The organism is Gordoniibacillus kamchatkensis (genome assembly GCF_000829455.1).
Classification (GTDB): domain Bacteria; phylum Bacillota; class Bacilli; order Paenibacillales; family NBRC-103111; genus Gordoniibacillus; species Gordoniibacillus kamchatkensis.
This window is the reverse complement of record NZ_JXAK01000036.1, coordinates 1-23598: the sequence shown is the minus strand read 5'-3', so window position 1 is coordinate 23598 and position 23598 is coordinate 1. Positions and strand designations below refer to the sequence as shown.

The window sequence follows — 23598 nt, the reverse complement described above, 5'->3', positions numbered from 1 at the left end:
TGGCCGCAACTTCTTCCCGCCGTCCAGCGTTTAATTTGGTAGATTGCTAGAATCGGAGGAGATTTGCACTAATGCCCCCAGTTTCCAACAAAATCGCGCTCTCTCTTGCCGCAGCTATGCTGCTGCCCGCATCCCTCCTCGCCGCCGCGCCAGTCTCCGCCGCAGCTGCCGTCGCTTCTGCCGACAAAACGACGAAATACCGCGTCTATCAAAACAATCAGCTTCTCTATGAAGTGTCCGACCTGAAACAGGCACAGACGCTCGCCCGCGGGTTCACGTCCAGCCATGTCGAAGAGATTGGCTCGCGCCGCTGGATATGGGATAACTTCCCCCGCTACCGAGTTTATCAGTACGACGCCACGCTGCCCGAATGGCAGTTCGCCACGCTGGACCAAGCTGTCGCCGAAGCGAAAAAATGGGGCCACGCCAGTGTCCGCGACCTGCAAAACCCAGGCTGGGTATGGAACAACTATCCGCGCTACCGGCTTTACCAAGGCGAGATCACGACAGACGGCTGGGAGTTCGCGACGCTCGCCGACGCCAAGGCCGAAGCGAAAAAATGGGGCAACGCCCACATCATCGACCTGACGACGAACGAGTGGGTGTGGGATAACATTCCCGACGCGACGAAAAACGAGCTGCGCGCCGGTCCCGTGACGTACCGGGTGTATCAGGGCGACACGACGCTCGATGCGTGGGCGTTCGCCTCGCTCGAAGACGCCGTGCGCGAAGCGCTCCGCTGGTCGAATTCGACCGTCGTCAATGTGCAATTGAAGCAAACCGTGTTCGACAACCGCAAAAATTACCAAGTGTACCAGAACGATAACTTGCTCGATTCGTTCGTTTCGCTGGATGCCGCCGCCGACTTTGCCCGCCGATGGGCGCACAGCCGCATCGTCTGGAACGGCAAGCCGATCTGGACGAACACGCCATACTACCAGGTGCTGCAAAACGGCAACCCGATCGGGGAGTTCACGACCATCCCCGCTTCTCTCTCCTATGCGGCCGGCTATGCCAATGTCTCGATCAAGACGCTCGACGGAACGGTCATTTGGGACAATATCCGCAAGCTGCAATATTGGGGCTGGAACGGTTCCTCGAGCGGCGCGACGATCCGCAGCCAAGTTTCGGCAACAGCGGGCATGGACGTCGATTCGCCGAGCTACTTTCAGCTCGCGGACGCAGACGGCAATTTGAAAGACGCTTCCGATCCGGCGACGGTCGACTGGCTGAGCAAGCAAGGGTTTGCGGCCTACCCGCTCGTCTCGAATCAGTTCGACTCCGACCTGACGACGAAGTTTCTCGCGAACGCGAAGGCGCAGGACAAGTTCATCCAAGCGCTCGTTGCCCGCCTGGCGGCGATCGGAGCGTCCGGCGTCAACATCGACTTCGAGTCGATGAACGGCAAAGACAGAGCCGCCTTCACGGCTTTTGTCAAAAACTTGACCGATGCCGCCCACGCCAAAGGGCTCGCGGTCTCCGTCGATTTGCCGCGCGGCAGCGTGAAATGGAATCATTTGTCCGCCTACGATCACGAAAAGCTTGGCGACATCGTCGATTACATCGTCATAATGGCTTATGACCAATATTTTAAAGGCAGCACCTCTCCAGGCTCCGTCTCCGGCCTGCAATGGACCGAAGACGGCATTAAGGAATTTTTGTCGTACGGCATCCGCCGCGACAAAATCATTCTCGGCATACCGTACTACGTTCGCGAATGGAAATTGGATGCATCCGGCGCGCTCGTCGACAACCGGGCCGTCCTGCTCAAAGACATTCCGGCCTTGATTGCTGCAAAAGGCGCAACGCAAACGTGGGATGCGGCGTTTGGCCAATACCGGGTCGACTACAGCGAAGGCGGCTACAAATACGTGTTCTGGCTGGAAAACGTCGACACCGTGAAGGCGCGTATCGAGCTTGCCAAAAAGTACGAGCTCGCCGGCGTCTCCGCCTGGCGCCTCGGCTACGAAACGCCGGACCTATGGACCGCGATGCTGCAGCAAAAATAATACATAACCAAAAGCCGGCCGCTCTCCCCGCGGGAGCCGGCCGGCTTTTTGCCGTTTCGTTGACGTGCCGTTAGTTCGCGCTTCCGTTCCAGCTGAAGCCGATCGCGTCCAGAAACGCCTTGGCGAGCGTCATATGCCCGGTCATGGACGGATGCACCCGGTCCCAGCACAGAGCTGCCGGATACAAATGCTGCAGCACGGGGCCAAACGCCGTCTGCGTATCGACGAAAACGGCCCCTTCCTCAGCGGCAATCCGCTTCACGACGGCGCCGTATTCATCCATGCGAGCGCGCATCGCGTCGCGGCTGTTCGGTTCGATATAGAACGGGGTCATGAGCACGAGCCCTTTCAGCTGCGGCTTCGTCCGCTGCACCAGCTCACGCAGCGTTTGCTCGTATAGATCTAACCCGACATGCGTTTCCGTTTGAAACGGCGTGTCGAACTGGCGCCACACGTCGTTAATGCCGATCATGATCGACAGCCAGTCCGGCTTCAATTCCAGCACGTCCGTTTCCCAGCGGGCTTTCAGATCAAGCACCGTATTGCCGCCAAGGCCCATGTTGACAACCCTGATGCCAAGCTGCGGATATACTGCTTGCAGCATTGCATCCGCGATCGCCACATACCCTGTGCCGAGATCGCCGCCCCGGCCTTCCCCTATCGGCTTTTTGCGGCCGCAATCGGTAATGGAATCGCCGATCATGACCAGCTTGGCGCCTTTTTCCAGCTTCATCTTGTCATCCTCTCCTATCGTTTAGGATCGCTCTTCAGCTGGTAAAATTCGGCGCAAGGCTGCTCAAATCCTCCACATCGTTCGTAGGTTCTTGGCAAGAAAAATCGCGGCACACGTAAGCGGTCGCCCGGCCGCCCAACATTCGCTTGTCTTGCACCATCGGGATGACGGCCGACGTTTCCGCCCCAGCCTCCCCTGGCGGGTGCAGGACGAGCAGCGCGTTCGGCACAAATTGCCGGTGTACGGCGCGGATCATCGCTTCCGTATCGGCAGCGTCGGGCGCGCCGGCAATGATGATTTCCATCGGCTCGCCATAAGCGAAGTCGAGCGCGATCAAGAACAAGGCGTGCCCGGAAGGATACGACGAGACGGCGCCGGCGAACGCCCGGATTTGCTCTTCCGCCTTTTGCGCCAGCTTGGCGTCATAGCCGTATTTCGCCAACTTCAGGAGGTTCAGCGTCGCTGCCGAATTGCCGGATGGCAGCGCCCCGTCGTAAATTTCTTTCGGCCGCGTGAATAGCTCCTCCCCGTCGCTTCCGGTGAAAAACAGCCCGCCTTCCTCTTCGTCCCAAAACAGCCGCAGCATGTCGCGGTTTAGCTCCTGCGCCTGCTTCAAGTACTCGATGCGGAACGTCGCCTCGTACAGCTCGATCAGTCCCCAGACGAGGAACGCGTAGTCGTCCAGATAAGCGGGATAAGCCGCTTCGCCGTCGCGGTAGCGCGCCAGCAGCCGCCCGTCTTCGCGCACAAGCTTGCTGCGGATGAAGCGGACGGCCCTGGCCGCCGCCTCAGCGTAGCGCGGCTCGCCGAGCGCCTTCGCCGCCTTGGCTAACGCCATAATCATGAGGCCGTTCCAGGCCGTAAGGATTTTGTCGTCCTTGCCGGGATGGATGCGTCCCTCCCTTGCTTCAAACAGCTTCTGCCGCGACGCTTCGATGCGCTGTCCCAGCTCGGCCGGGTCAAGCGACTTGCGTTTTGCGAATGTGGCCAGATCGGCGTGGATCAAGTTCGGTATGCTGCGGCCTTCGAAGTTGCCGTGCTCCGAAATGTCGTACAGCTCGCAGATCAGCTCGCCTTCGTCCGCGCCGAGGACATCCGTCACTTCGTCCGGCGTCCAGACGTAAAATTTCCCTTCCCCCCCTTCGGAATCGGCGTCCTCCGCGGAATAGAAGCCTCCCTCCGGATCGGTCATATCGCGCAGCACGTACTCGATGATCCGCTCCGCCACGTCGGCGTAATACCGCTTGTTCGTCGCCTGATACGCTTCAACGTACGTCATGACAAGCAGCGCGTTGTCGTACAGCATTTTCTCGAAGTGCGGGACGAGCCACTTGCGGTCTGTCGAATAGCGGGCGAACGCGAAGCCGAGATGGTCGTACATGCCGCCGCGGTGCATTCCCTCCAGCGTTTTCTCGACCATCGCCAGAGCATCGGCTTCGCCTGTGCGGCGGTAGTAGCGGAGCAAGAACGACAAGTTGTGCGACGTCGGAAATTTCGGCGCATCGCCGAAACCGCCATATTCGGCATCGTACAGCTGCTTGTACATGCGGTAGGCCTTATCCAGCGTTTCCTGCGAAACATCCCCTTTGAGGCTGGCCAGCGTTCGCTTCTTCATCTCGTCGATAATCTGGTCGCTGAGGCCGGCAACCCGTTCGTGATCTTCCTTCCACTTATCGGCGAGCTGCGTCAAAATGTCGACGATCCCCGGCCGGCCGTAGCGGCGCTGCTTCGGAAAGTACGTACCGGCGAAGAACGGCTTCTTGTCCGGGGTCAGCACCACCGTCAGCGGCCAGCCCCCTTGTCCGGTCATCGCCTGGCATACGGTCATGTACAGATGATCGACGTCCGGCCGCTCCTCGCGGTCCACCTTGATCGAAACAAATTCGCGGTTGAGCAGTGCGGCCACTTCGTCGTCCTCGAACGACTCATGAGCCATGACGTGACACCAATGACATGTGCGTGTAGGTCATTAAACGTTAGCTGTACCCAATAGATAAAAAGACGGGCTTGTTTTCGCGCTTCGCGACTTCAAAAGCCTCATCCGACCAAGGAAACCAGTCGACCGGGTTGTAGGCATGCTGCAACAAGTACGGCGATTTTTCCTTGGCTAATCTATTGGGTTTGCTGTTCGTTGTCATGGGGCACCACCTCCCTTAGTTTTGGATTTTTTTGTCATGTATCCAATTTATCATGCCCATCGACAAAAGAAAAAAATTTTGCTGGCAACAAAGAGCTTGAAAGCCCTTTACATGCATGCAAGCGATACATGCAAAGCAAACCGTGGCCACCCTGCCTCAGGTCATAGACGGACTGCGCAGAAAGGGATATCGATTTGTTAAAATATCGACAATGCTGCGAATGATCAATCAAATGAAATAACGGTTTAGCAAATACCTGTGACACTCCTGTCTGTAACCGGAGCTTAACATAACCTTTTACAAAATAGAAAAACCCATATCCGTTAGGACATGAGTTTGGAAGTATAAGATTTAAAGCCTCCTGCCTCTTAGGCTCGAATAATTGACTATTTGACTGTGTTAAATAAAGAATCCGGGAAAGAAGCCCGGGAAGAAGCCTGGGAAGAAGCCGGGAAAAAAGCCGTCGACAAACCCCGGAAAAAAGAAGGCCTTGATCGTAGCTTTTTCCTGTTTCGAGCAAAGAATAACGTGATCGTTTCTAACTTCTTTTACAACACCCGTAAAAGTAGTGCCATCTTTTTTATAAGCTGTGACCGTTTTTCCCAATAATTGTTTCTTCCGGTCTGCAACCGAAGCTGCTCTCATCTTATTACCTCCCCTCTATAACTAGTCTCTACATTTTATGGGAGTGTTCAGCATCATGAACCGGACAAGTATGTATTATTTAGCTATGTACTTTGCACGCTGTTCTTCCGCCGGTTCCTGCGCTGCGTCAGTTGGAAAAAAAAGATGGACCGGACTATTTCTTATGCCTCGGCTCAAATCAGGCATTCCGTTTCGCCGTCCAGACAGCAATTGAACAAAGAGGCTGTCCCTTCAATCGCATGAATCACATCCAAAAACGATATATCTTTTTTCTGTGCTCCAAGCATATACCCCCCGTTTGCCCCGGATACCGAATCGATCAATCCGGCTTTCACCAGCTTCGATCCAATCGATCTAACAGACAATAGGGACAGGTTCTTGTCGTTCATCCGCGACAAGAACCTGTCCCTGGAGAAAAGAAAAAAACCGCAGTTCCTGCGGTTTTAGATTGACTGATGTTATTTCTGGAAAGCGACCCTTGCGACCGGCGTCGCCCCTGGGCTGCCGCTTACGGGCGAACCACCCGTTTGGTCAGAACGTTCAGGGCATCGCGAACTTCTCTCGCGAATACGAGGGGTCTCTCATTTTTCTCGAAGTGGATAAACCACAGATTCGGTTTGTCGAAGAGCCAGTGGTTATGCAAGGCCGTGACCTTGATATTATGTTTTCTGAGCCGGGAAATAAACGGATTGATTTCGGCGGTTAGAATCACGGTTTCGCCGAGACAAAGCGCACGCCCGTCTCTTCCGATACTTTCGAACGTAAAAGCTTGGGGAATCGCCAGAAATGACCTGCTTCGCTTACCCAGGATTACAGGTTTAATATTGTTCCTCACTCTCGTAGCCGTGCAAACTCCATTAACGACCGAAGGCATTGCGCCAAGGATGGCTGCAAATCGCCGACACAGAGGACTGACTGCCATTCGTCCCATCTCCTTCTAATAAATGTGATTACGTTTACTTTATATGAGACTGAGCGAACAAGCTCTTGGACGAATAGGGAGGGGGGAAAAGTACAATTTTCATACAATATTCTTGAGCTTTGTATGAATGTAGGACATCGCCATTAATTGGGTACTACCCGCAATAAACATTTCCGCTGATGCTTGGTCCATTTTCTCAAACGGACATACAATGTTATATCAACATAAAAGGGTGAGATTCGTGAAAAATAACCAGCGGGCTTTTATCAAACAAGCTATGACCGACCCGAATAACAATGGATTTTTTGGGGAAAATTTGTATGCACCCGGACCGTTAAACCAAGGTTCATCGCCTTCATCTAATAGCTTGCAGTCCTTCGTGGAAAAAATGGGGGGAATCGAAGGCATCTTGTCAACTGTTGAAAAGACTCAAAAGTTCATTCAAACCGTATCCCCTCTTCTCCCTCTATTGGGCTCACTGTTTAAAAAGAAAAAGAAGAACCGCAGTACAAGAAAGTATACCTACCAGCGAAAACGCAGTGCGGTTAAAAAAAGCAACCGGGCATTGTCTAAAAAGAACAGATAAAACAGCTATCCCTTAAAGGGGGGCATGAATGCCAACAATTATTTCGATAACATCGATTTGATGAGCTGCGCAAGACCGGTACCGCCCGCCCCTTTAACTGTCCGGATAATTTCATTTACTGTCGCATCGGACACGGGGATATTGGCCATTTTGGAAACCTGCATGATCAGGCTTCTTAGTTCTGAATCGCTTTTAAACGTACTCGGCTTTACACTGCTTGCGATTTTTTTAATGGCTTGCTCTGATATTTTCTTTCCCGACTTCCTATTAATAAACTGTAAAGCATTCTTTGATATGTTGTTCATCTTCGCTCTCCTTTCTTCATGATTGTTATGATATGAAGGTATAAAAAAATCGGATTGATATAATGATCTATTTTTATAAAATACTAGAAAGAACCATGCCTCGAGGATGCAGGCATGGTTCTTCTTCCGTATTAAAAGTTAATCGCAAATAAAGATTCGTTTGATGTAGTTGTCAATTCTGAATCCATATCAGGTTTCCGCCCTTGCTTCATACACGTCATTCCGGGCGAGATAAGTCAGCCTCCGTGGCTATTTTCACCTGTCTGATGCGAAAGGAAATCGCTAAGCTCAGGATAACGAAAAGCAATTGAAGGGACAATGTATTTCCTACTGTCAATGCGCCGGATCATGCGGAAGATGAAGTCAATGGAGCAAAGTCGAAGTCACAACTCTTGGATCCGATGTGATACAATACATTCATCGCTTTTTACGATAACAGCAAAGAGCAATAGAACTTCAGACGAATTGGTGAGGATTATGGATAAATACGGACCCATTTATCATTTTCCGTCAATCGGTGACCCTCCTCCTCTCAGCATCCCTTTCATCGGCATCAACTACTGCACTCCGCATTATCGCAATGTTAGGAGTCCGTCCAAAATTACGGTCATCGGCTGCGTATTGTCAGGTCATGGGAGAGTGCGCGTCAACACGGACTCCCGCCGCGTTAACCCCGGAGACGTTTTTGTGTTGCGAAGCGGGTGCGATCATGAGGTCATATCCGAAGCCGAGCCGGATGAGCCGTGGACCTACATTTGGTATAACATTCATAGCCATTGGGCGCTCAACGTGCTCGAGGCTTACCGTCTGCTCACCACCGTCGTTGTCCCGGATGCGTCCGTTGAGCATTTGTTCAGGCAAGGCATCGAGTGGGCTGAAAGCAAGACGCTGGAGGAGATGCAGGGAGACTTGCAGCTTCTGTTCATGCAAATTGTCATCCGCTTATCGGATATTCAGAGAAAACGGGGAGAATTGTTGTCTTCACTTGTGCAGCAAATTAAGCTTCGACTCGATAACCAGCTGCTGCAGCCTTTTCATACGGAGCAACTCGTGAAGGAAACGGGCATTTCGGCCAAACAGCTGAACCGAATGTTTAAGAAAGAAATGGGAACGACCATCTATAATTATGTGCTGACCAAAAAGATGGAATCCGCAAAGCTGATGCTGATCGATACCCCTTTGACCGTCAACGAAATTTCCGAGCAACTGGGGTATTCCGACGCCCACTATTTCTCCAATCTGTTCAACAAAAAAACCGGCATGCGCCCAACAGCCTTTCGCAGCCATTTTGCTGAACAAGATTGACGTTTTTACGAGAAAATCACCCTCTTTTGCGCCAAACTGGCCGCAGAAGAGGGTGATTTTGCCGTTTATTCCGCCGGATTCGTCAGGAAAGATTGATCTCCCTGATCTTGTCAAGCGGCACCTTCGGCTTGCGATCTTCAGTCAAGAGACCGTTCACCTCTTGCTGGACGTCGGTAATTTGCGTATAGCAGTATCCTACGATGTAATTCGTCTGCTTGATCGCTTCGTGGATGCCGCGAAACCGTTCCAGGAACTTTTCTTCCGAAGCGACCTGTTCGCCGTAGCCCCAGCCCTTGTCGGACTTGAACGCGATGCCGCCGAATTCGCTCACGATAATCGGCTGCCCCTTGTAGCTGTAGCCGTCGGCGAAAGCGTATTTCCATTGGTTGAACGTCTTCTCGTTGTTCACGATCTCGTCCTTGTTCGCATAACGGCTCAGGAAGCGATCCTTCCTCTCCTCGTAATCGTGCAGCGTCAAAATGTCGGACACCGTATGCTCCCAGCCATCGTTCGTTACGACCGGGCGGTTCGGATCGAACGCTTTTGTTAAATGATAGATCGCTTCGGTGAACTTCTGCTGCTTTTGATCCTTGTAAATGTTCATAATTCCCCATGATTCGTTGAACGGAACCCACGTAATGATGGAAGGATGGTTGTACTGCTGGCGAACGATCTCCATCCACTCCTCCGTGAATTTTTGAACCGCATTATCGTTAAATTCGAAGGTCGCCGCCATCTCGGACCATACAAGCACGCCTTTGACATCGCACCAATACAGGAACCGGGCGTCCTCTATCTTCATGTGCTTCCGGACACCGTTATACCCCATCTCCAGAAGGAGATCGATATCCCGGATCAGCGCTTCCTCGGAAGGAGGCGTCAAATGGCTGTCCGGCCAATAGCCTTGATCCAGCAGCAATCGCTGATAGATTGGGAAATTGTTCAGCAGAACCTTGCCCTTCTCGATCGATATTTTTCTCATGCCGAAGTAGGAGTAGACATGGTCAATCACGACATCGTCACGGTACAAAATAAATTCCACATCGTACAAATTCGGACGCCCGGGAGCCCAGTAGCAGCGTTTCCACGGTCCGTTCATTTCGTGAACGAGATCGACGTCGAGCTGCAGCCAAGGGCGGTCGATCGTCAGGCTTGCCTGCTTGACTTGGCGGTCCTTCATCGTAATAATCGTTTCCAGCCGGAGGTTGCTGCTGAGGTTCACGTCGCCTTTGACCTGGTACTCGAATCGTACGGATGAGGCATCGACATCAGGCGTAATTTTCACCGAATCGATGTAATCCCGTTCTACGTATTCAAGCCAAACGGACTGCCAAATGCCCGTCGTCTGCACATAGAAGCATTCGAAGTTTTGATCCACCCAGCGCTGCTTGCCGCGCGGCTGAGTCGCGTCCTTGCTGTCTTCCACCTTGACCGTCAGCTCGTTCGCGGACCCGAATGTCACGTAACGGGTGATGTCGAACGAAAATGCCGCATAGCCGCCCTGATGCCTTCCGACGTATTCGCCGTTCACCCATACTTTCGCCACATAGTCGACCGCTTGAAAATGAAGAAGAATTCGCTTGCCGGCAGCTTCTTCAGGAATGTCCAGCGATCTGTTGTACCAGACGTAAGGATGGTGCTCTTCTTCGCCGATGCCGCTCGCCTTCGTTTCGTACGTGAAGGGGACGATAATTTTGCGGTTTCCGCCGAATGTCCGTTGCCACCCTTCGGCTTCGCCTGCATTGGCGTCGTCGAAGCCGAAGCTCCACTCGCCGTTCAGATCGACCCAGTTATCTCTGACGAACTGTGGTCTCGGATAATTTTTCACATATTTCTTTGTTGTCATCTCGTACCTTCCTCTCCTCTGCTTAACCTATTTTTTGTTTCCTGTTACCGTTAACGGCGATATCGTCCATGCCCTCGATAAGCCCTTCTCGCCTACACGGCCATGAAGAAACGCATTCGGATCCGTCCACAGCAAGATGGGCTCATTGCTGTTATCGGAGAAAACCGCAATCGACGCTCCCTTCAGCTTGACGGTAACGCGGCGAGTTTGACCGGGCGTAAAGGCAAGGGTACCGGATGCCTCTTCCTTGACATTTTCATAGCTCACTCGCTTTAGAGCAACCGTGTCGTTATGAAACGCAAGCTCGTAGCCCATGAAAGCGTCCTTGACTTGATCCCGGAATTCAGACTCATTCGTCGTCCGCAGCAAAATTCCTGTCTCATCCGTCGAATCTTCTTTAAGGGTCAGATCGAAACTAACGTTATAATCCGGCCAGCCGGGGTCCCCGCCGAATCGATTGACAATGCCGACGTCCGACGGCTCGATGACCGACTGCTCCGGCACGGGAACCGTCAGCTGCGCTTCCACGTAGCGAATGGCGATCTCCCCTTTCGACCTGCGCAGTGACAGCCACTGCGGCCCCTTCTTCATCTCGAACTCGCCGAGCGGTACTTTCGTCCAATCCGCATCGCCCGCAAATAAAGAAGCGTCAAGCTTGATTTCCTTCGTCTTTCCGTTCGTTTCCACCGCGAGCGTCGATCCTGCGGAGGATTTAGAAACGTTAACCGCGAGCAGATACGCACCGTTCTGGCTTACGTTTACCGGGTAGGAAAGACTGTCCCCCTTGTTCGTCAGGACTACGGCATCGCTGCCGTCAGGCGTTATTCCCGAACGAATGGCCGGCTTACCGTCGCGAACGCCATGAACGGCTTCCATCGTGCCGGGCAACGGTTTGATCGCCTTCGTATCGCTGCTGCCGCCCGCCTCGTTCGAAAAGGCGGTGTAGTGCAGGTCCGGATTCGCCCCTTGCGGCCACGCATAGCCGATGCGGCCAGGCTTCGCGGCCATTGCGGACTGCTCAATCTTCAGCAGTCCGTCCCAGTAGAGCTTTGTGCCCGAGCTGTCCGCCTCGATACGGATCGTGTGCAGCTTCGTCAGATCGGTGCCCTCCGGCAGCGGCTTCGTGGCGATAACTTTTTCGGCGCCGTTCGCGCGATCGATCAGTTTGAGCTGCTTCGCTGCCCCGTCCACGCGGGCGCGCGGAATTCCCGAATCCCCGTATCGCGAATACTTGGCATCCAGTGAAGACGCCGAACCCGCACTTGTCACATGATTCAACCTGAAGTTGTATTCAGCCGTATATCGGCTGCCCGTGCCTGTACGGGCCAAATAAGCTTCGCCGCCTCCGGCTTGAACGACCCGCTCCCACTTGTCTGCCGACGGTGCAGCCCCGGGCGCATCCCGGAATACCGGCAGCTCGGGCGCTTCCTGCGGCGTCCCGTGAGTCGGCCCGAGAACGGACATTTTGTCTCCGTTGAATACGAGCCGGTCTATGTTCAGCTTGCGAACGGGAGGACCTTCCTTCGAACGGCCGATCAGGTTGTGGTAGACGATGTAATAAGAATCCAGATCCGGTCCCATGACCGTCGAACTGTGGCCAAGACCGTTGAAATCGTCGGCGGTAGAAATCAAGATCGAGTTATTCTCGGGTATCGTATACGTCCCGGTCGGAGATTCACGATTCACAGCGTAATTGACGCGATACCCTTTGCTGAACACGTGATTGCCCGTGTACGTAATGAAATAGCGCCCGTTCCGCTTGATGATCGTGGGACCTTCCGTCCAATGACCGAGCGAGGTGTTCAGCTTCAAGCCCGTTTCCATCGTGTACGGATCGGACATCGGGTGCGCCACGATGGCCCCAAAATTGGCGTGCGTGAAATACCATTTCCCGTCGTCATCGATAAAAACGGAGCCGTCGATCGTTAGGCCCAGATTGTCCGTCTTCACCACGAACGGTCCCGTCGGCTTGTCGCTTTGCAGGACGTAATGCCCTCTCCCTGCCGGCGAAGTGTACATGTAAAACGATCCGTTCCAATAGACGACCTCCGGTGCATATGCGCCCTCGCTGACGGGTTCCTCCGTGACGAGACCTTCGTAACGCCAGTGCACAAGATCGTCGGAGCTCCACGCCTTGACCCCGACTCTCCGATCCTTCGTGCTGCAGTATAGGTAATACTTGCCGTCATAACGGAGAATGTAAGGATCCCCGATGCCGTAATCTTCCCATTCCCCGTCCAATGTGAACGGATTCTCGTACGTCTGGCGCAAGGCAACCATCGGCCTATCCGCCCCTTTCTTGCCCCAAAGCTGCAGCGGTATCGTCGCAATCGCCGCGAGAAACAAACACGCAACCACAATAAATATCCAGCCCTTGCTGCTCCGCATCATCGGTATCTTCGGTTTCATCGGATCAGCCCCGCTGGCGAGTTATTTCCAATGCGTAGACGGAAGAAGCCTTCAGCTGACAAGTCACCTGACTTTGCGAAAATGGCAGCTCGTGAGTTACACTAACTACGCAATTCGGCTTATGCACGGTATTGATGCTTTCATAATCGTCAGCAGTTAATTCCTGCAATTGCGCAGTGCCCGACGCTGCAAACCCGTCCAATCGCACTTCGGTAACGGTGTCCCCGAGACTTCGATTTACCATAAAGACCGTCAATTTATCTCCATTGCCGTTAATACAAGCCACAACGTCCAAATTCGGCAGATCATTCAGCTGCGGCACAGTAGGCACAAGACTATTCACTTTAAAGCTGCCGCATTCGGTATGGCTCTGCACAACGTAGCCCAAATCTCTGTTTGCATACATTTTCATTACATAATAGGTCGGAGTGCCGTATACGGTTAACGATTTGCCGCTCCAGCCCGGGGTTTTGCCGCGAAATTGATCCGCATAGTTGTCCCCTACCCGGATACACCCGCCGAGCCAGCCGTTGACAAGATCGGAGAAGCTGCCGATCTCGACCAAGTCGCTGTTCCGAATAAATTCATTCAAATTCGCTGCGTTCGCCACCGCCGCTTCCAGGGTATGTTCATTAGGAAGCCCTTTGCGGATCGTATTCGGATAGTACATCGTATTGTATTCCGTGACAGCCAATTTCAGATGGGCATAACGTTCTTTCGAACCGAACATATCCCTCAATTGCTGTATCGTTTCTCTCGTCCATTCCGGATAAGAAACTATTGCCTTATAGCGCTCTTCTTTGGGCGTACGATGATTCATCCCAAACCGATTGCATCCGTGATATAAATGCAGCGTTAAGTAATCGATGTGCTCGGCTGCCCGTTCGATTACGCTCTGGTTCCAGTCCATTTTGGTATCGCCGCAAGCGAGCAGCACAATCCCGGGATCGACAGCTTTCATGGCTTGGGCAAATCGCGTGCACCGCTGCGCGAACTGCTCGGCGCTGCAATGGCCGACCTGCCACGGCCCCCAAACTTCGTTGCCGATCTCCCAATACTTCACGCCGTACGGCTCGACATGCCCGTTAGCGGCTCGCAGTTTTCCCATGGGCGTATCGGCACTGCCATTGCAATATTCCACCCACTCGGCCGCTTCTTCCGGCGTTCCCGAACCGTCGTTCACGCAAATAAGAGGTTCCACGTTCAGCTCGCGGCAAAATTGAATGAACTCGTCCGTACCGAAATACTTATTCGTCCATCCGCCCCACGCTTCATTGATGAAACAGGGCCGCTCATATACAGGGCCGATAGCTTGCCGCCAATGATAGGCGCTAATATAGTTCCCTGCTAACCGCATCATGCCGGCGTTCAAATCCTTCGTCATATCCATAACTTCTTTACGCACATTGCCTACGCTGTCGGAAGGCAAGAGCGAAATATGATCAAGCCACAGCATCCCCGTGGATACATGGTCCAGCCAGCGTTCATGCTCCGAAGGCACATATAACCTGAACTCCGCGTGCTCGCATTCCCGCTCCACCGCAAGACGCGACTCATAATGCTTCCAGTCGTGGCTAACCAAATCAATTCGGGCCTGACCAAGCACTTCCCCGCTCGTCTTATCCGCTATTTCCGCGACAACAAATTTGATTTCGACGGAAGCTCTTGCATACAAAGCCAAATAGTAACCGTTCCGGTCTTGTTTCACCGCAATGGCTTGGCTGACGCCTGCGTATCCCTCGTCATCGCTATATATTCGCACCAGCTGACTATGGCCGGAATGATGCGCAGCGGCAGGTTCGAGGGCATATATGGTGCTTTTCCCGTTCGTGTAAGGACGCCAGCTCCCGGAAAGCCCTTTGAACGTCCCGTCCAAACTTTCAAAATCCATATCCTTCAAAGGATAAGCCAGCATAGCATCCATATGATCGCGGATATCTTCCACAAAATGCCCGAACAAATACGGATTGATTTTGTCTTTGCCGACCTGATTCGCATTCACTTGTATTTTTGCTCTTGATTGCGCCATGAACACAACTCTTCCTTCCGCCTATTATCCTTTCAAAGAACCGATCATAACGCCCTTGACAAAATGCTTCTGGACAAAAGGGTACATGACCAGCACTGGCAAGCTGGAAATAATGATGACAACATATTTGATACTTTCCGCCAGCAGCACTTTATTTGCCATTCCCGTGCTGCTATCGAAAGAATCCGCCTGACTGATCAGCAGCATTTCACGCATCACGAGCTGCAGCGGATACAAATCTTTGCTGCGGATATAGATCAAGGCATTGAAAAATGAATTCCAGTGGCCGACGGCGTAAAACAGAACCATGACCGCCATTATCGGTTTGGAAAGCGGCAATATGACATGCGACAGCAGCTTCCAGTTCGAACAGCCGTCAATATGAGCCGCCTCCTGGATCTCCCAAGGGATGCTTGTTTGAAAATAGGTTCTCATGACAATCAAATTATATGTGCCAATAGCGCCCGGGATAACAAGCGCCCACATCGTATCCACCATACCCAATTGTTTCACGAGAAGATACGATGGAATGATACCGCCGCTAAAAAACATCGTAAGCGTGATGAAAAACATAAGCCCTTTGCGCCCGGGCAAATCTGGCCTCGATAGCGGGTAGGCCGCTAATGTCGTCATTAGAAGATTGATCAACGTACCTACAACAGTGTATAAAATGGTATTGCCATAGCTATGCCATATTTGTCCGTTCTGAAATACATTTTTGTATGCATCCAGAGTAATATGCTTAGGCAACAATATCACTTCGCCATTCAGCACCAGAGCGGGATCGCTGAAGGATGCACTGACAATAAAAATTAACGGGTACAGCACCACTACCACGATAAGGGCTGCCCATATGTTGACGACTGCATCGAATATTTTTTCGTCCGCATTCCTTTGGCCCGGCGTTTGCTCCCTCATCACATCGCCCCTCCTCACCATAAGCTTGTCTCGGCCTTTTTACGGGCAAAGCGATTGACGAGCACTAGCAGCGTCAAGTTAACAAACGAATTAAACAAGCCTATTGCTGCGGTATAGCTGTACTCTCCTTGCAGAATGCCTTTGGTGTAGACAAAGGTGGAAATGACGTCGCTCGCTTCCAGGTTCAGATTGTTTTGCATCAGCAATATTTTCTCAAAGCCGACATTCATGAGCTGGCCTATATCGAGGATAAGCAAGATGACGATGACCGGAAGGATGCCTGGAACGGATACGTGCCAGATGCGCCGCAATCGGCTTGCTCCATCCATTTTGGCCGCTTCATACAGCTGCGGGTTCACTCCGCTAAGTGCCGCAATATAGATGATCGATTGCCAACCCATATTTTGCCATATGTTGGAGCTGATAAAGATTGGCTTAAACCATCCCGCAGATTCCATAAATCGCACCGGCGAACCGCCGAACGCTTGAATGATCGTATTCACAGGGCCTCCTCGCGAAGATAAAAACAGCATCAGCATGCCCACCATGACTACGACTGAAATAAAATGAGGGATATACGTAATGTTTTGCACAACTTTGCTGAACGCTTTGTTGCGGATTTCATTAACTAGCAGGGCCAGAACAATCGGAACGGGAAACGCAAACAAGAGAGAGAACAAATTGATCGAAACGGTGTTCCAGAGCAGCCTCCAGAAATAATACGATTGTACAAATCGCTCGAAGTTATCCAGTCCCACCCATTTGCTGCCAAGAATACCCTTGGTTGGAACGAAGTTTTTAAACGCGATTTGCAAACCATACATTGGACCGTAATGGAACACAAGGTACCATACGATGGGAACAAGCAGCATCAGGTAGAGATCGTATCGGCTAACGATCGATTTATAGAGGCTGGAGCGCCTCGATTTGGATCGAGGCGCAACGCCTACAGGGTTGGCAGTACTTTTCATCTGTAGCCCTCCAGCCGGCATGCAGTTCTTATTTTTGTTTTTTGAGGTTATCGTAGGTGGCTTGGTACAGCTGCTGCAGCTCATCGATTTTCATCTTCTTCAAAGTGGCCTGGAACTCGCCCCACTTATCGAAGCTAAGGGCGCCTACAATAAACTTGGTGCTCTGCTCCTCGTAATATTTGTCAATATCGTTCCGCAGCACATTGATTTTTTGAGCCGTTTGTTCGTCAAACATTGGCGGTGCGTACTTCACCTTCGGCATGAACGGATCCAGCTGCTTTTGAGCTTCTTGAACCTGCTTCGGATTGATGTAAGACGCTACCTTCTCGCTGATCAGATGCGGCGCGCCGCCTCCGGCATACGGGGTGATTTTGGATTGATTGCCGGTCGCCAGGAAGGCAGCCGTATAATAGGGAATCCCGTCACGCAATTCATAATTCTCGCCTTGCCGGCCGAATCGCAGCAAAGTTGAACCTTCGTCGCTGTAGAAATAATCGATCCAACGCATCGTCGCTTCCGGATACTTGTTCACCGGAGTGATGGCAAAAGCTCCAAAATCTCTCGCTATCGGAGCTGCATTGCTTTGCAATCTGTCGCCATGCGGTCCTTTGAACGGAGCAATGCCGATATATTGATCATTCACTTTCGTATCCAGCATCGGATTGTTCGTCTGGTCAAAGAAGAAGCCGGTATTTCCCGATCCTTGCTTGGCCAAATATTGCGCTTCCTTCTGCGTAAACAGATCCTGATCGAGCAGCTTTTCCGAATACAGCTTGTTCAAATACATCAGTAATTCTTTATTGCGATCGCTGCCCATCCAAATATTAACCTTGTCGTTCTCCAGGTTAATGTTATAGCCAAATTGCAGATCCAATCCGAAAGATCCGGCCATTTGCGTTACGATGGACAATTTGTCGCTGCGTGCAGTCATCGGAATTTCGTCTTGTTTGCCGTTGCCGTTAGGATCTTTATCCCGGAAAGCTTTCAGCACCTCGTACAGTTCGTCCGTAGTCTCAGGTACCTTAAGGTTCAATTTCTGCAGCCATGCTTGGTTGATCCATCTTTTGTCCGTTCTGGCGGAGTTGACGGTCACAATACCCGGGATGGCATAAATATGGCCTTCGGGCGTCGTAATGCCTGAACGAATCTCCGGATACGTATCCATCAGCTTTTTAAGGTTTGGCGCGTACGAATCAATCAGTTTCTCGAGCGGGATCAATTGACCGCCTGTACCGTATTTAATCGCCTCCAGCTGTGTAAGGCCCGAGCGGTACAAAGCGTCCGGAAGCTCATTCGATGCGAATAACAGGTTCTTTTTCTCATTGAAACCGTCCGTCGGCGCTTCGATCCATTCAACCTGAATATTGCTCATTTTTTCATAGTCTTTGAACACCGGCATATCTTTGAACGGGCCGTTGACGGGCGCAGTTCGGGTGAACATTTTCAGCTTGATCGGTTGCTGGGTGATGGGAAATCCGGCCGAAGACACGCTTTTGGCGTCATTCGCTTTGGGTTTGTCCGCATTCTCCTTGCCCGTGCTCGGAGTATTCGAATTGCATGCGGTAAGCATCAAACCGGAAACTACCAAGGTGGAAAGCAGTACCGTCCCCCATTTTCTTTTCATTGTTTCGTCTCCTCCTGTGAGTTGTTTCACCCCGGAAAAGAAAGCGTTTTCCAAGGTTCGATCTTTATTATAGTCAGTTTTGTTGCGCCGATGGTTCAACATATATGACTTTCCATTCTACTTATTTGACTGTTTCAAGCTATCTGCATACGCCTGAGGCGTCATACCCGTTATAGCCTTAAACACTTTAAAAAAGTACGTATAATTCAAAAAACCGACCTGGCTGCTGATCTGTTTCAAGGAATGGACGCCGGATTCCATGAGCATGCAGCTTGTTTTAATGCGAACCCGGTTCAAATACTCGCTGAACGTCATTTGCGTCTCTTCTTTGAACAATCGGCTTAAGTAGGAGGGATTCAGATTGAGGACGGCCGCCGTCATTTCCAACGATATGTCGGAAGCATAGTTGTCCGTAATGTATTGTATAGCTTTCGAAATATGCCGCGAATAGGATCCTCCTGCATGCTGTTTCTTTAGCGCCTCAACGATGCGCGCATAGTAATTCAGCAGCCACTGTTCAAGCTCGGCAACGCTTCCGATTCGCCCAAGATCGCTTCGCGAAGGAAGGAGGTTGTTATCTTCAATGGTTGCATGAGGAAAATGACGCTTCAATGCCATTTCGACAATATGAAGCATTTCGCTTACAATGACTTGAACTGTCATGGAGTAGACAGGCTGACTCTGCAATGAGGCAAAAATGGTTGAAATCATTGAGTTCATTTTTTCCCCATCCAACTGCTCCAGAAAAAGCAACAATTGCTTCTGCTCTTCAATAAACAGAGAATCTCTTTGGATCGTTGCGTTCGTGCCCTGATAAAGAATGTCGTTAATCTTCTGATTGGCTGTACCGTAGCTAGCTCCGAGCTGCTTCAAACTTCCGCATAGCGGCCCTGTGGCAAAGATGCATTTTAAGTTAAGGAATTTCTCGAGAGAATGGGAAAGGCTGCTCATCGCTTGATTGATTTGGGTAGTAACCGTATGTACGCTTCGTTCCGTAGAAGAAAACAGGACGATAAAACGTCCCTCCCCGACGTAGCCTACCGTCCGCTGATAAATGTCGCCAATCGCCATCTGCATCACATCCGTGGCCTGCTGCACGAACCGGTTTTTCTGTACATCGGTAAACGGCTCCGTCAGCAACTGAAAAGGAACGAGTTGTACGGCTGCGGTTCCATAATTTACGGAATGAGCATAGAGCCGGTTGTCCCGAGCATAAGTATGCAGCTCTTCCCCGGCCTCTTGTCCATTTCTGGCCAAGTTGGCTACATACTCGCGAAGAATGACAGGACTCAGGCGCTCGAGCATTTTGATCTGAGCGCTGCGGGCTTCATGCTCCCGTTCTTCAACCTGCAAATCTCGAGCCGCTTTATTCAGAAGCGCCAACAACGAAGCCGCGTTCAAGCGATGTTTGAGCAAATAGTCCATGGCCCCGTTAATTAAACAAGCCCGCACGTAATCGTATTCGTCGAAACTGCTCAGCATGATCATTTTCACCTTGGGAAACCGCTCTCTGATCAAACGGCTCAATTCCACTCCGTTCATGGACGGCATGCTCACATCGATGATAGCGATATGCGGGGGTTGCCGCTCCATCAAGGAAAGCGCAGCAGATCCGTTATGCGCTTCGCCGCATATGGTGAACCCATACTTTTCCCAGTCCAACATACTTTTTACATCGTTGCGTGCCAACGCCTCATCGTCAACCAGCAATACTCGAAACACCGTTTATTCCCCCTGTTGCATACGATCCGTGCCTGGCAGCAATGGAAATCTGATCTGCACCTTGGTATACGCATCAAGCTCACTGTAGAGGGAGACGCCGTAAGGCTCCCCGAACAAGCGAACGATGCGTTCATGCACATTACGGATTCCCATGCCGCTGAAGCGTGTGCCGGTCTGGCCTTTTTTCGCTTCAAACAGAGCCTCTGTCTGCTCCTTCGACATTCCTTTGCCATTATCTTTGACTTCGATTCTCAGCTCGTTGATTTCTTCATAGATTCGAATCGACACCACTCCCTCATGCTCTGAGGAAGCGATCCCATGAATAATGGCATTTTCCACAATAGGCTGCAGCATGAGCTTTAAAACATGGCATCGCAACAGCTCTTCATTATCGATTTCTATGTTCAAATGTATAGGTTCTACATATTTGTATTTTTCAATATTGACGTAGCTGCGGACATACTGCAGTTCATCTTGCAGGGAGAGAAATTCGTTCGAATTCCCCAGTACGCCGCGCATGAGTTCGATGAGCGATTCCGATACTTCCACAATATTCGGCACTCCGTTAAGCTTGGCCAAATACTTTACCGTATTCAGCGTGTTATATAGAAAATGGGGACGGATTTGCGCCTGCAGAACAGCTAACTCCGCTTCATGCTTCTCCCTCTCGGTGGTCCTGATTCCTGCAAGTAAACGATTAAGCTCCTCTACCATCCTTTTGAACGCCTGATAGAGCTGGCCTATTTCATCCTTGGACTGAATTTCTACGGACGGCAATGTCAAATTGCCTTCCATTACATGCTTCATCATCGATCTCAGTCTTCTAATATTTCTGGTGATTCTTGAGGAAACTTGCAAGGTGCCGATGACGATAATAATAAACACGATAATGGCTACTTCAACCAATACATTGCGGATCCGCACCGTTTCGTTTAAAAGCGATTTCATAGGAACAAGCGCCAACGTGGACCATCCTGTATATTCCGATTTCCGGCTAATGAGAAGGTACGGCTTTTGATCAATGATTCTTTCCACCGAAGCGCCCGAACCGGCCAACTCCCGGCTTAGTTTCATGATCGTTCCTTTGTCGATCGCGCTTGTTTTCGGCTGATAAATGAATTCGTTATTCTCGTCTACGACATACAGCATACTGTCAGGTGTCGGTTTGACGTCATACGTCTTCTTAATAAACTCGTCGCTCAGATCGAACATCACGATCCCGATTCCACTACGGTTATATCGGATCTCGCGGCCGGTAACGATGGAGTCGACAGAGCCGGTTAGATGATAATAGGCATGCCCCGAGCCGTTTTGAAGCAAATAATTCATCATCGGTGTTTTGATTACGTTCTGATCAAGCCAAGGGGAGCCGACGAAAAACACTTTTCCGCTCAGCCCTATGACGGCAACTCGAGAAATATACGGCTTATAGGCAATCACAGCGGATAAAAACTCCTCGATCCGCTTTTGCTCTTCGAACCATTCGTAGCTCGGTTCCTCCGCAGCGCTCAGCAATGTGTTAATCACGGTTTGATTCGTAACGACGACCGTATTTAAACGGCCGATTTCCTCCAGCCGGAGATTTAACGATTCGTCCGCTTGCCGTATACTGTCCGTGACTGAAGTAATCGCGTTATTTTTGATCGTTTCTCTCATATACAGATAAACGATACTCGTCACGGCCACGATTCCAAGCAAAGTAACGAGACTGAACGCAACAAAGATTTTCCCCTGAATGCTTACTCTGGGTGAAATCAGCCTTTTTAGGGAGGAAATCTTCATGAACCGCTGCCTCCTGCCGCTTGATGGGCTAAATTCGATTTGTCATTCTTATTATCTTACATGGCGATGCAAAGAGTTTGAATGCAATTGTGAGTTTGAAAAGTGAGTATTTCGGACAAAAATCTATTTAGGCGAAAAAAAAGATGCTGCGAAAGGTCTCTCAGCATCTTTAATCAGAGTTTAACATGCACGATGCAACAATTCCGCTCAACCCGCAATCTGCTGCAGCCTCTCGAGCGTCACACGATTCACGAATTTGCCGAATTTCTCTTTCCCTTTAGCATTTGCCTTGTAGAAGTCGATAATGGCGATAATAACCGGAACGAGCCGATCTTCCGCCACTCCCGATACAAGCAGCTTGGCTAAGGAGGCTTTAAGGCCTTTGGGTTCACCGCCTACATAAATGTCGAACGTATCGCGCATTTTGATAACGCCGATGTCCTTTAGCAAAGGCTCGCTGGTGCCGAGTGCACAACCCGCATAGCCGATCCTAAGCGGCGCAGGCGTTTCAATACCGGCAATCGCTTTATTTAAACGTCTTGCCGTTTCTAACCCCGCCTCTTCCGCCCCCTTGCAAAAATTGCAAGCGATCAGACTTTTGGTCGCGAACCCTGCCGGATACACTTCAAGGCCGTAACGCTCAAGTTCTCCCTTAATAGCGTCACGCCGTTCGAGAGGCACTTCGACATAAAGCTGTTTGAACGTTGTCATTTCAATTTTGGCGTCCGTGCCTGACATAGCGCCGATTTTTGCCAACTGCTCCGGTGTAAACAGGCTGCCTCCGATTTGAACTGCCGGGGATACTGCGATTTTCGTTGTCTCCTCCAAGACCATACACCTCGAATTCCGAGCTTATTTAACTTCGACTACGAAAGGTACGGTAAACACTTTTCCTTGATGTTGAAATTGGCCCCAAATTTTGTAGGTGCCGCTTTTCGGGAAAGAGGTTGCGAATTGCGCCTTCGGCCCTGTTGCTTTCTCGTCGATCGGATGGACATGAATGTATTGCTCGGCATCTGCCGATAAAATCACAACATGCCCGACAGCGCCCAAATAAGGCTCGAGATTGTTAATTCCTTTCTTGGTTTGCGTATCGAGGATGTCGAAAGTGAGCGTAACGTCTTCTTTCGGCTTTGTGCTGCTTAGAGCGAGCTCGATTGTTTTTCCGTCAACATCTTTCACGAGTTTGGAGTCGGGTGTGATGGCGGCATGCTCTCCTTCTTTGCCTTCGACCTTCACCCATTCGCTGAGTGTCGTGCTGGCTCCGCCGTTTGGAACGAAATCCGCAAATAATTTGTAATCCCCGCCGGCCGGAAACGAAGTAGTAACCGTAAACTTTCCGTTTCCTTTGAAGTCGGGATGAATATGGTTAAAAACCGACAGGTCGCGATTCACGATGATGAGATGAAGCAGCTTCTCATGGCTCACTTGAAAATCGTTAACCGGTTTGCCAGCTTTATCTGTAATTTGTATGGTCAACTCTTTATTTTCGTTTGCCTTAGCTCCGCCAGACGCAAATGCAAACGATGCTTTGAAGTTATCGGAAGGCGTTTGCCGGTCTGCGCCATGGCCGCCGTGACCGCCGCCGGTATGCTCTGCGGCGCTTCCTTGATCGTGACCCTCATGCGCCATCTTTATCGCGTTGCCTCATGCG

20 protein-coding genes are annotated in these 23598 nt (G+C 51.1%); 3 read left to right on the top strand and 17 right to left on the bottom strand.

What is annotated here, in order from left to right:
• Positions 1 to 71: 71 nt before the first annotated feature.
• Entirely contained in the window at positions 72 to 2009 is a 1938-nt protein-coding gene (locus tag SD70_RS19580) for a glycosyl hydrolase family 18 protein (protein ID WP_231571320.1), read from the top strand.
• Positions 2010 to 2079: 70 nt separating this feature from the next.
• Here the strand turns inward: SD70_RS19580 and SD70_RS19575 are convergent, their stop codons facing one another.
• The 6 genes from SD70_RS19575 to SD70_RS19555 all read right to left on the bottom strand — a co-directional run bounded on the left by SD70_RS19575 (position 2080) and on the right by SD70_RS19555 (position 6447).
• Complete coding sequence (locus tag SD70_RS19575; protein WP_041049213.1) at positions 2080 to 2742, bottom strand: SGNH/GDSL hydrolase family protein; 663 nt, start codon at positions 2740 to 2742, stop codon at positions 2080 to 2082.
• A gap of 34 nt (positions 2743 to 2776) precedes the next feature.
• Entirely contained in the window at positions 2777 to 4678 is a 1902-nt protein-coding gene (locus SD70_RS19570; protein WP_041049212.1) for a thioredoxin domain-containing protein, read from the bottom strand.
• Between the two features lie 40 nt (positions 4679 to 4718).
• Positions 4719 to 4880, bottom strand: coding sequence for a DUF255 domain-containing protein (locus SD70_RS39325; RefSeq protein WP_082053499.1), 162 nt, complete (start codon positions 4878 to 4880; stop codon positions 4719 to 4721).
• A gap of 399 nt (positions 4881 to 5279) precedes the next feature.
• Positions 5280 to 5525 (bottom strand): hypothetical protein, encoded by a 246-nt coding sequence (locus SD70_RS19565; RefSeq protein WP_041049211.1) that lies wholly within the window; start codon positions 5523 to 5525, stop codon positions 5280 to 5282.
• A gap of 173 nt (positions 5526 to 5698) precedes the next feature.
• Entirely contained in the window at positions 5699 to 5914 is a 216-nt protein-coding gene (locus tag SD70_RS19560) for an RrF2 family transcriptional regulator (protein ID WP_082053498.1), read from the bottom strand.
• A 119-nt stretch (positions 5915 to 6033) separates the two neighbouring features.
• Positions 6034 to 6447 (bottom strand): DUF1259 domain-containing protein, encoded by a 414-nt coding sequence (locus SD70_RS19555; RefSeq protein WP_041049210.1) that lies wholly within the window; start codon positions 6445 to 6447, stop codon positions 6034 to 6036.
• A gap of 241 nt (positions 6448 to 6688) precedes the next feature.
• On the opposite strand from SD70_RS19555, the gene SD70_RS19550 reads away from it, so the two are divergent.
• A complete protein-coding gene (locus SD70_RS19550) occupies positions 6689 to 7033 on the top strand; it encodes a hypothetical protein (RefSeq protein WP_041049209.1) in 345 nt (114 codons plus the stop codon).
• Positions 7034 to 7071: 38 nt separating this feature from the next.
• Here the strand turns inward: SD70_RS19550 and SD70_RS19545 are convergent, their stop codons facing one another.
• Entirely contained in the window at positions 7072 to 7338 is a 267-nt protein-coding gene (locus SD70_RS19545; protein WP_041049208.1) for a stage VI sporulation protein F, read from the bottom strand.
• Between the two features lie 318 nt (positions 7339 to 7656).
• Between SD70_RS19545 and SD70_RS35040 the strand changes: the two genes are divergently transcribed.
• On the top strand, positions 7657 to 8643 hold the full coding sequence (locus tag SD70_RS35040; protein WP_082053497.1) for an AraC family transcriptional regulator: 987 nt from the start codon (positions 7657 to 7659) through the stop codon (positions 8641 to 8643).
• A gap of 82 nt (positions 8644 to 8725) precedes the next feature.
• On the opposite strand, the gene SD70_RS19535 is transcribed toward SD70_RS35040, so the two are convergent.
• The 10 genes from SD70_RS19535 to SD70_RS19490 all read right to left on the bottom strand — a co-directional run bounded on the left by SD70_RS19535 (position 8726) and on the right by SD70_RS19490 (position 23576).
• Positions 8726 to 10489 (bottom strand): glycoside hydrolase family 2 protein, encoded by a 1764-nt coding sequence (locus SD70_RS19535; RefSeq protein WP_041049206.1) that lies wholly within the window; start codon positions 10487 to 10489, stop codon positions 8726 to 8728.
• 27 nt (positions 10490 to 10516) lie between these two features.
• Positions 10517 to 12898 (bottom strand): family 43 glycosylhydrolase, encoded by a 2382-nt coding sequence (locus SD70_RS19530; RefSeq protein ID WP_231571318.1) that lies wholly within the window; start codon positions 12896 to 12898, stop codon positions 10517 to 10519.
• Positions 12899 to 12902: 4 nt separating this feature from the next.
• Positions 12903 to 14927, bottom strand: coding sequence for an alpha-L-arabinofuranosidase C-terminal domain-containing protein (locus SD70_RS19525; protein ID WP_041049205.1), 2025 nt, complete (start codon positions 14925 to 14927; stop codon positions 12903 to 12905).
• 24 nt (positions 14928 to 14951) lie between these two features.
• Entirely contained in the window at positions 14952 to 15845 is an 894-nt protein-coding gene (locus SD70_RS19520) for a carbohydrate ABC transporter permease (protein ID WP_041049204.1), read from the bottom strand.
• A 14-nt stretch (positions 15846 to 15859) separates the two neighbouring features.
• On the bottom strand, positions 15860 to 16816 hold the full coding sequence (locus SD70_RS19515; RefSeq protein ID WP_041049203.1) for an ABC transporter permease: 957 nt from the start codon (positions 16814 to 16816) through the stop codon (positions 15860 to 15862).
• A 28-nt stretch (positions 16817 to 16844) separates the two neighbouring features.
• Positions 16845 to 18440, bottom strand: a complete 1596-nt coding sequence (locus SD70_RS19510) for an extracellular solute-binding protein (RefSeq protein ID WP_041049202.1) — start codon at positions 18438 to 18440, stop codon at positions 16845 to 16847.
• A gap of 117 nt (positions 18441 to 18557) precedes the next feature.
• Positions 18558 to 20162 (bottom strand): response regulator, encoded by a 1605-nt coding sequence (locus SD70_RS19505; RefSeq protein ID WP_041049201.1) that lies wholly within the window; start codon positions 20160 to 20162, stop codon positions 18558 to 18560.
• Between the two features lie 3 nt (positions 20163 to 20165).
• Entirely contained in the window at positions 20166 to 21944 is a 1779-nt protein-coding gene (locus SD70_RS19500; protein WP_041049200.1) for a cache domain-containing sensor histidine kinase, read from the bottom strand.
• A gap of 207 nt (positions 21945 to 22151) precedes the next feature.
• Positions 22152 to 22700 carry a nitrite reductase gene (locus SD70_RS19495; RefSeq protein ID WP_331436820.1) on the bottom strand — a complete coding sequence of 183 codons (549 nt, stop codon included), beginning with the start codon at positions 22698 to 22700 and terminating at the stop codon, positions 22152 to 22154.
• 96 nt (positions 22701 to 22796) lie between these two features.
• Positions 22797 to 23576, bottom strand: a complete 780-nt coding sequence (locus SD70_RS19490; RefSeq protein WP_231571316.1) for a hypothetical protein — start codon at positions 23574 to 23576, stop codon at positions 22797 to 22799.
• Between the last annotated feature and the right edge of the window lie 22 nt (positions 23577 to 23598).

Excerpts from the sequence above, each read along its gene's own strand:
- SD70_RS35040 (WP_082053497.1), top strand. The coding sequence starts at position 7,657 with ATGTATTTCCTACTGTCAATGCGCCGGATCATGCGGAAGATGAAGTCA.
- SD70_RS19530 (WP_231571318.1), bottom strand. The coding sequence starts at position 12,898 with ATGAAACCGAAGATACCGATGATGCGGAGCAGCAAGGGCTGGATATTT.
- SD70_RS19565 (WP_041049211.1), bottom strand. The coding sequence starts at position 5,525 with ATGAGAGCAGCTTCGGTTGCAGACCGGAAGAAACAATTATTGGGAAAA.
- SD70_RS19580 (WP_231571320.1), top strand. The coding sequence starts at position 72 with ATGCCCCCAGTTTCCAACAAAATCGCGCTCTCTCTTGCCGCAGCTATG.
- SD70_RS19510 (WP_041049202.1), bottom strand. The coding sequence starts at position 18,440 with ATGAAAAGAAAATGGGGGACGGTACTGCTTTCCACCTTGGTAGTTTCC.
- SD70_RS39325 (WP_082053499.1), bottom strand. The coding sequence starts at position 4,880 with ATGACAACGAACAGCAAACCCAATAGATTAGCCAAGGAAAAATCGCCG.
- SD70_RS19520 (WP_041049204.1), bottom strand. The coding sequence starts at position 15,845 with ATGAGGGAGCAAACGCCGGGCCAAAGGAATGCGGACGAAAAAATATTC.
- SD70_RS19570 (WP_041049212.1), bottom strand. The coding sequence starts at position 4,678 with ATGGCTCATGAGTCGTTCGAGGACGACGAAGTGGCCGCACTGCTCAAC.
- SD70_RS19515 (WP_041049203.1), bottom strand. The coding sequence starts at position 16,816 with ATGAAAAGTACTGCCAACCCTGTAGGCGTTGCGCCTCGATCCAAATCG.
- SD70_RS19490 (WP_231571316.1), bottom strand. The coding sequence starts at position 23,576 with ATGGCGCATGAGGGTCACGATCAAGGAAGCGCCGCAGAGCATACCGGC.
- SD70_RS19535 (WP_041049206.1), bottom strand. The coding sequence starts at position 10,489 with ATGACAACAAAGAAATATGTGAAAAATTATCCGAGACCACAGTTCGTC.
- SD70_RS19545 (WP_041049208.1), bottom strand. The coding sequence starts at position 7,338 with ATGAACAACATATCAAAGAATGCTTTACAGTTTATTAATAGGAAGTCG.
- SD70_RS19575 (WP_041049213.1), bottom strand. The coding sequence starts at position 2,742 with ATGAAGCTGGAAAAAGGCGCCAAGCTGGTCATGATCGGCGATTCCATT.
- SD70_RS19560 (WP_082053498.1), bottom strand. The coding sequence starts at position 5,914 with ATGAACGACAAGAACCTGTCCCTATTGTCTGTTAGATCGATTGGATCG.
- SD70_RS19525 (WP_041049205.1), bottom strand. The coding sequence starts at position 14,927 with ATGGCGCAATCAAGAGCAAAAATACAAGTGAATGCGAATCAGGTCGGC.
- SD70_RS19555 (WP_041049210.1), bottom strand. The coding sequence starts at position 6,447 with ATGGCAGTCAGTCCTCTGTGTCGGCGATTTGCAGCCATCCTTGGCGCA.
- SD70_RS19500 (WP_041049200.1), bottom strand. The coding sequence starts at position 21,944 with ATGAAGATTTCCTCCCTAAAAAGGCTGATTTCACCCAGAGTAAGCATT.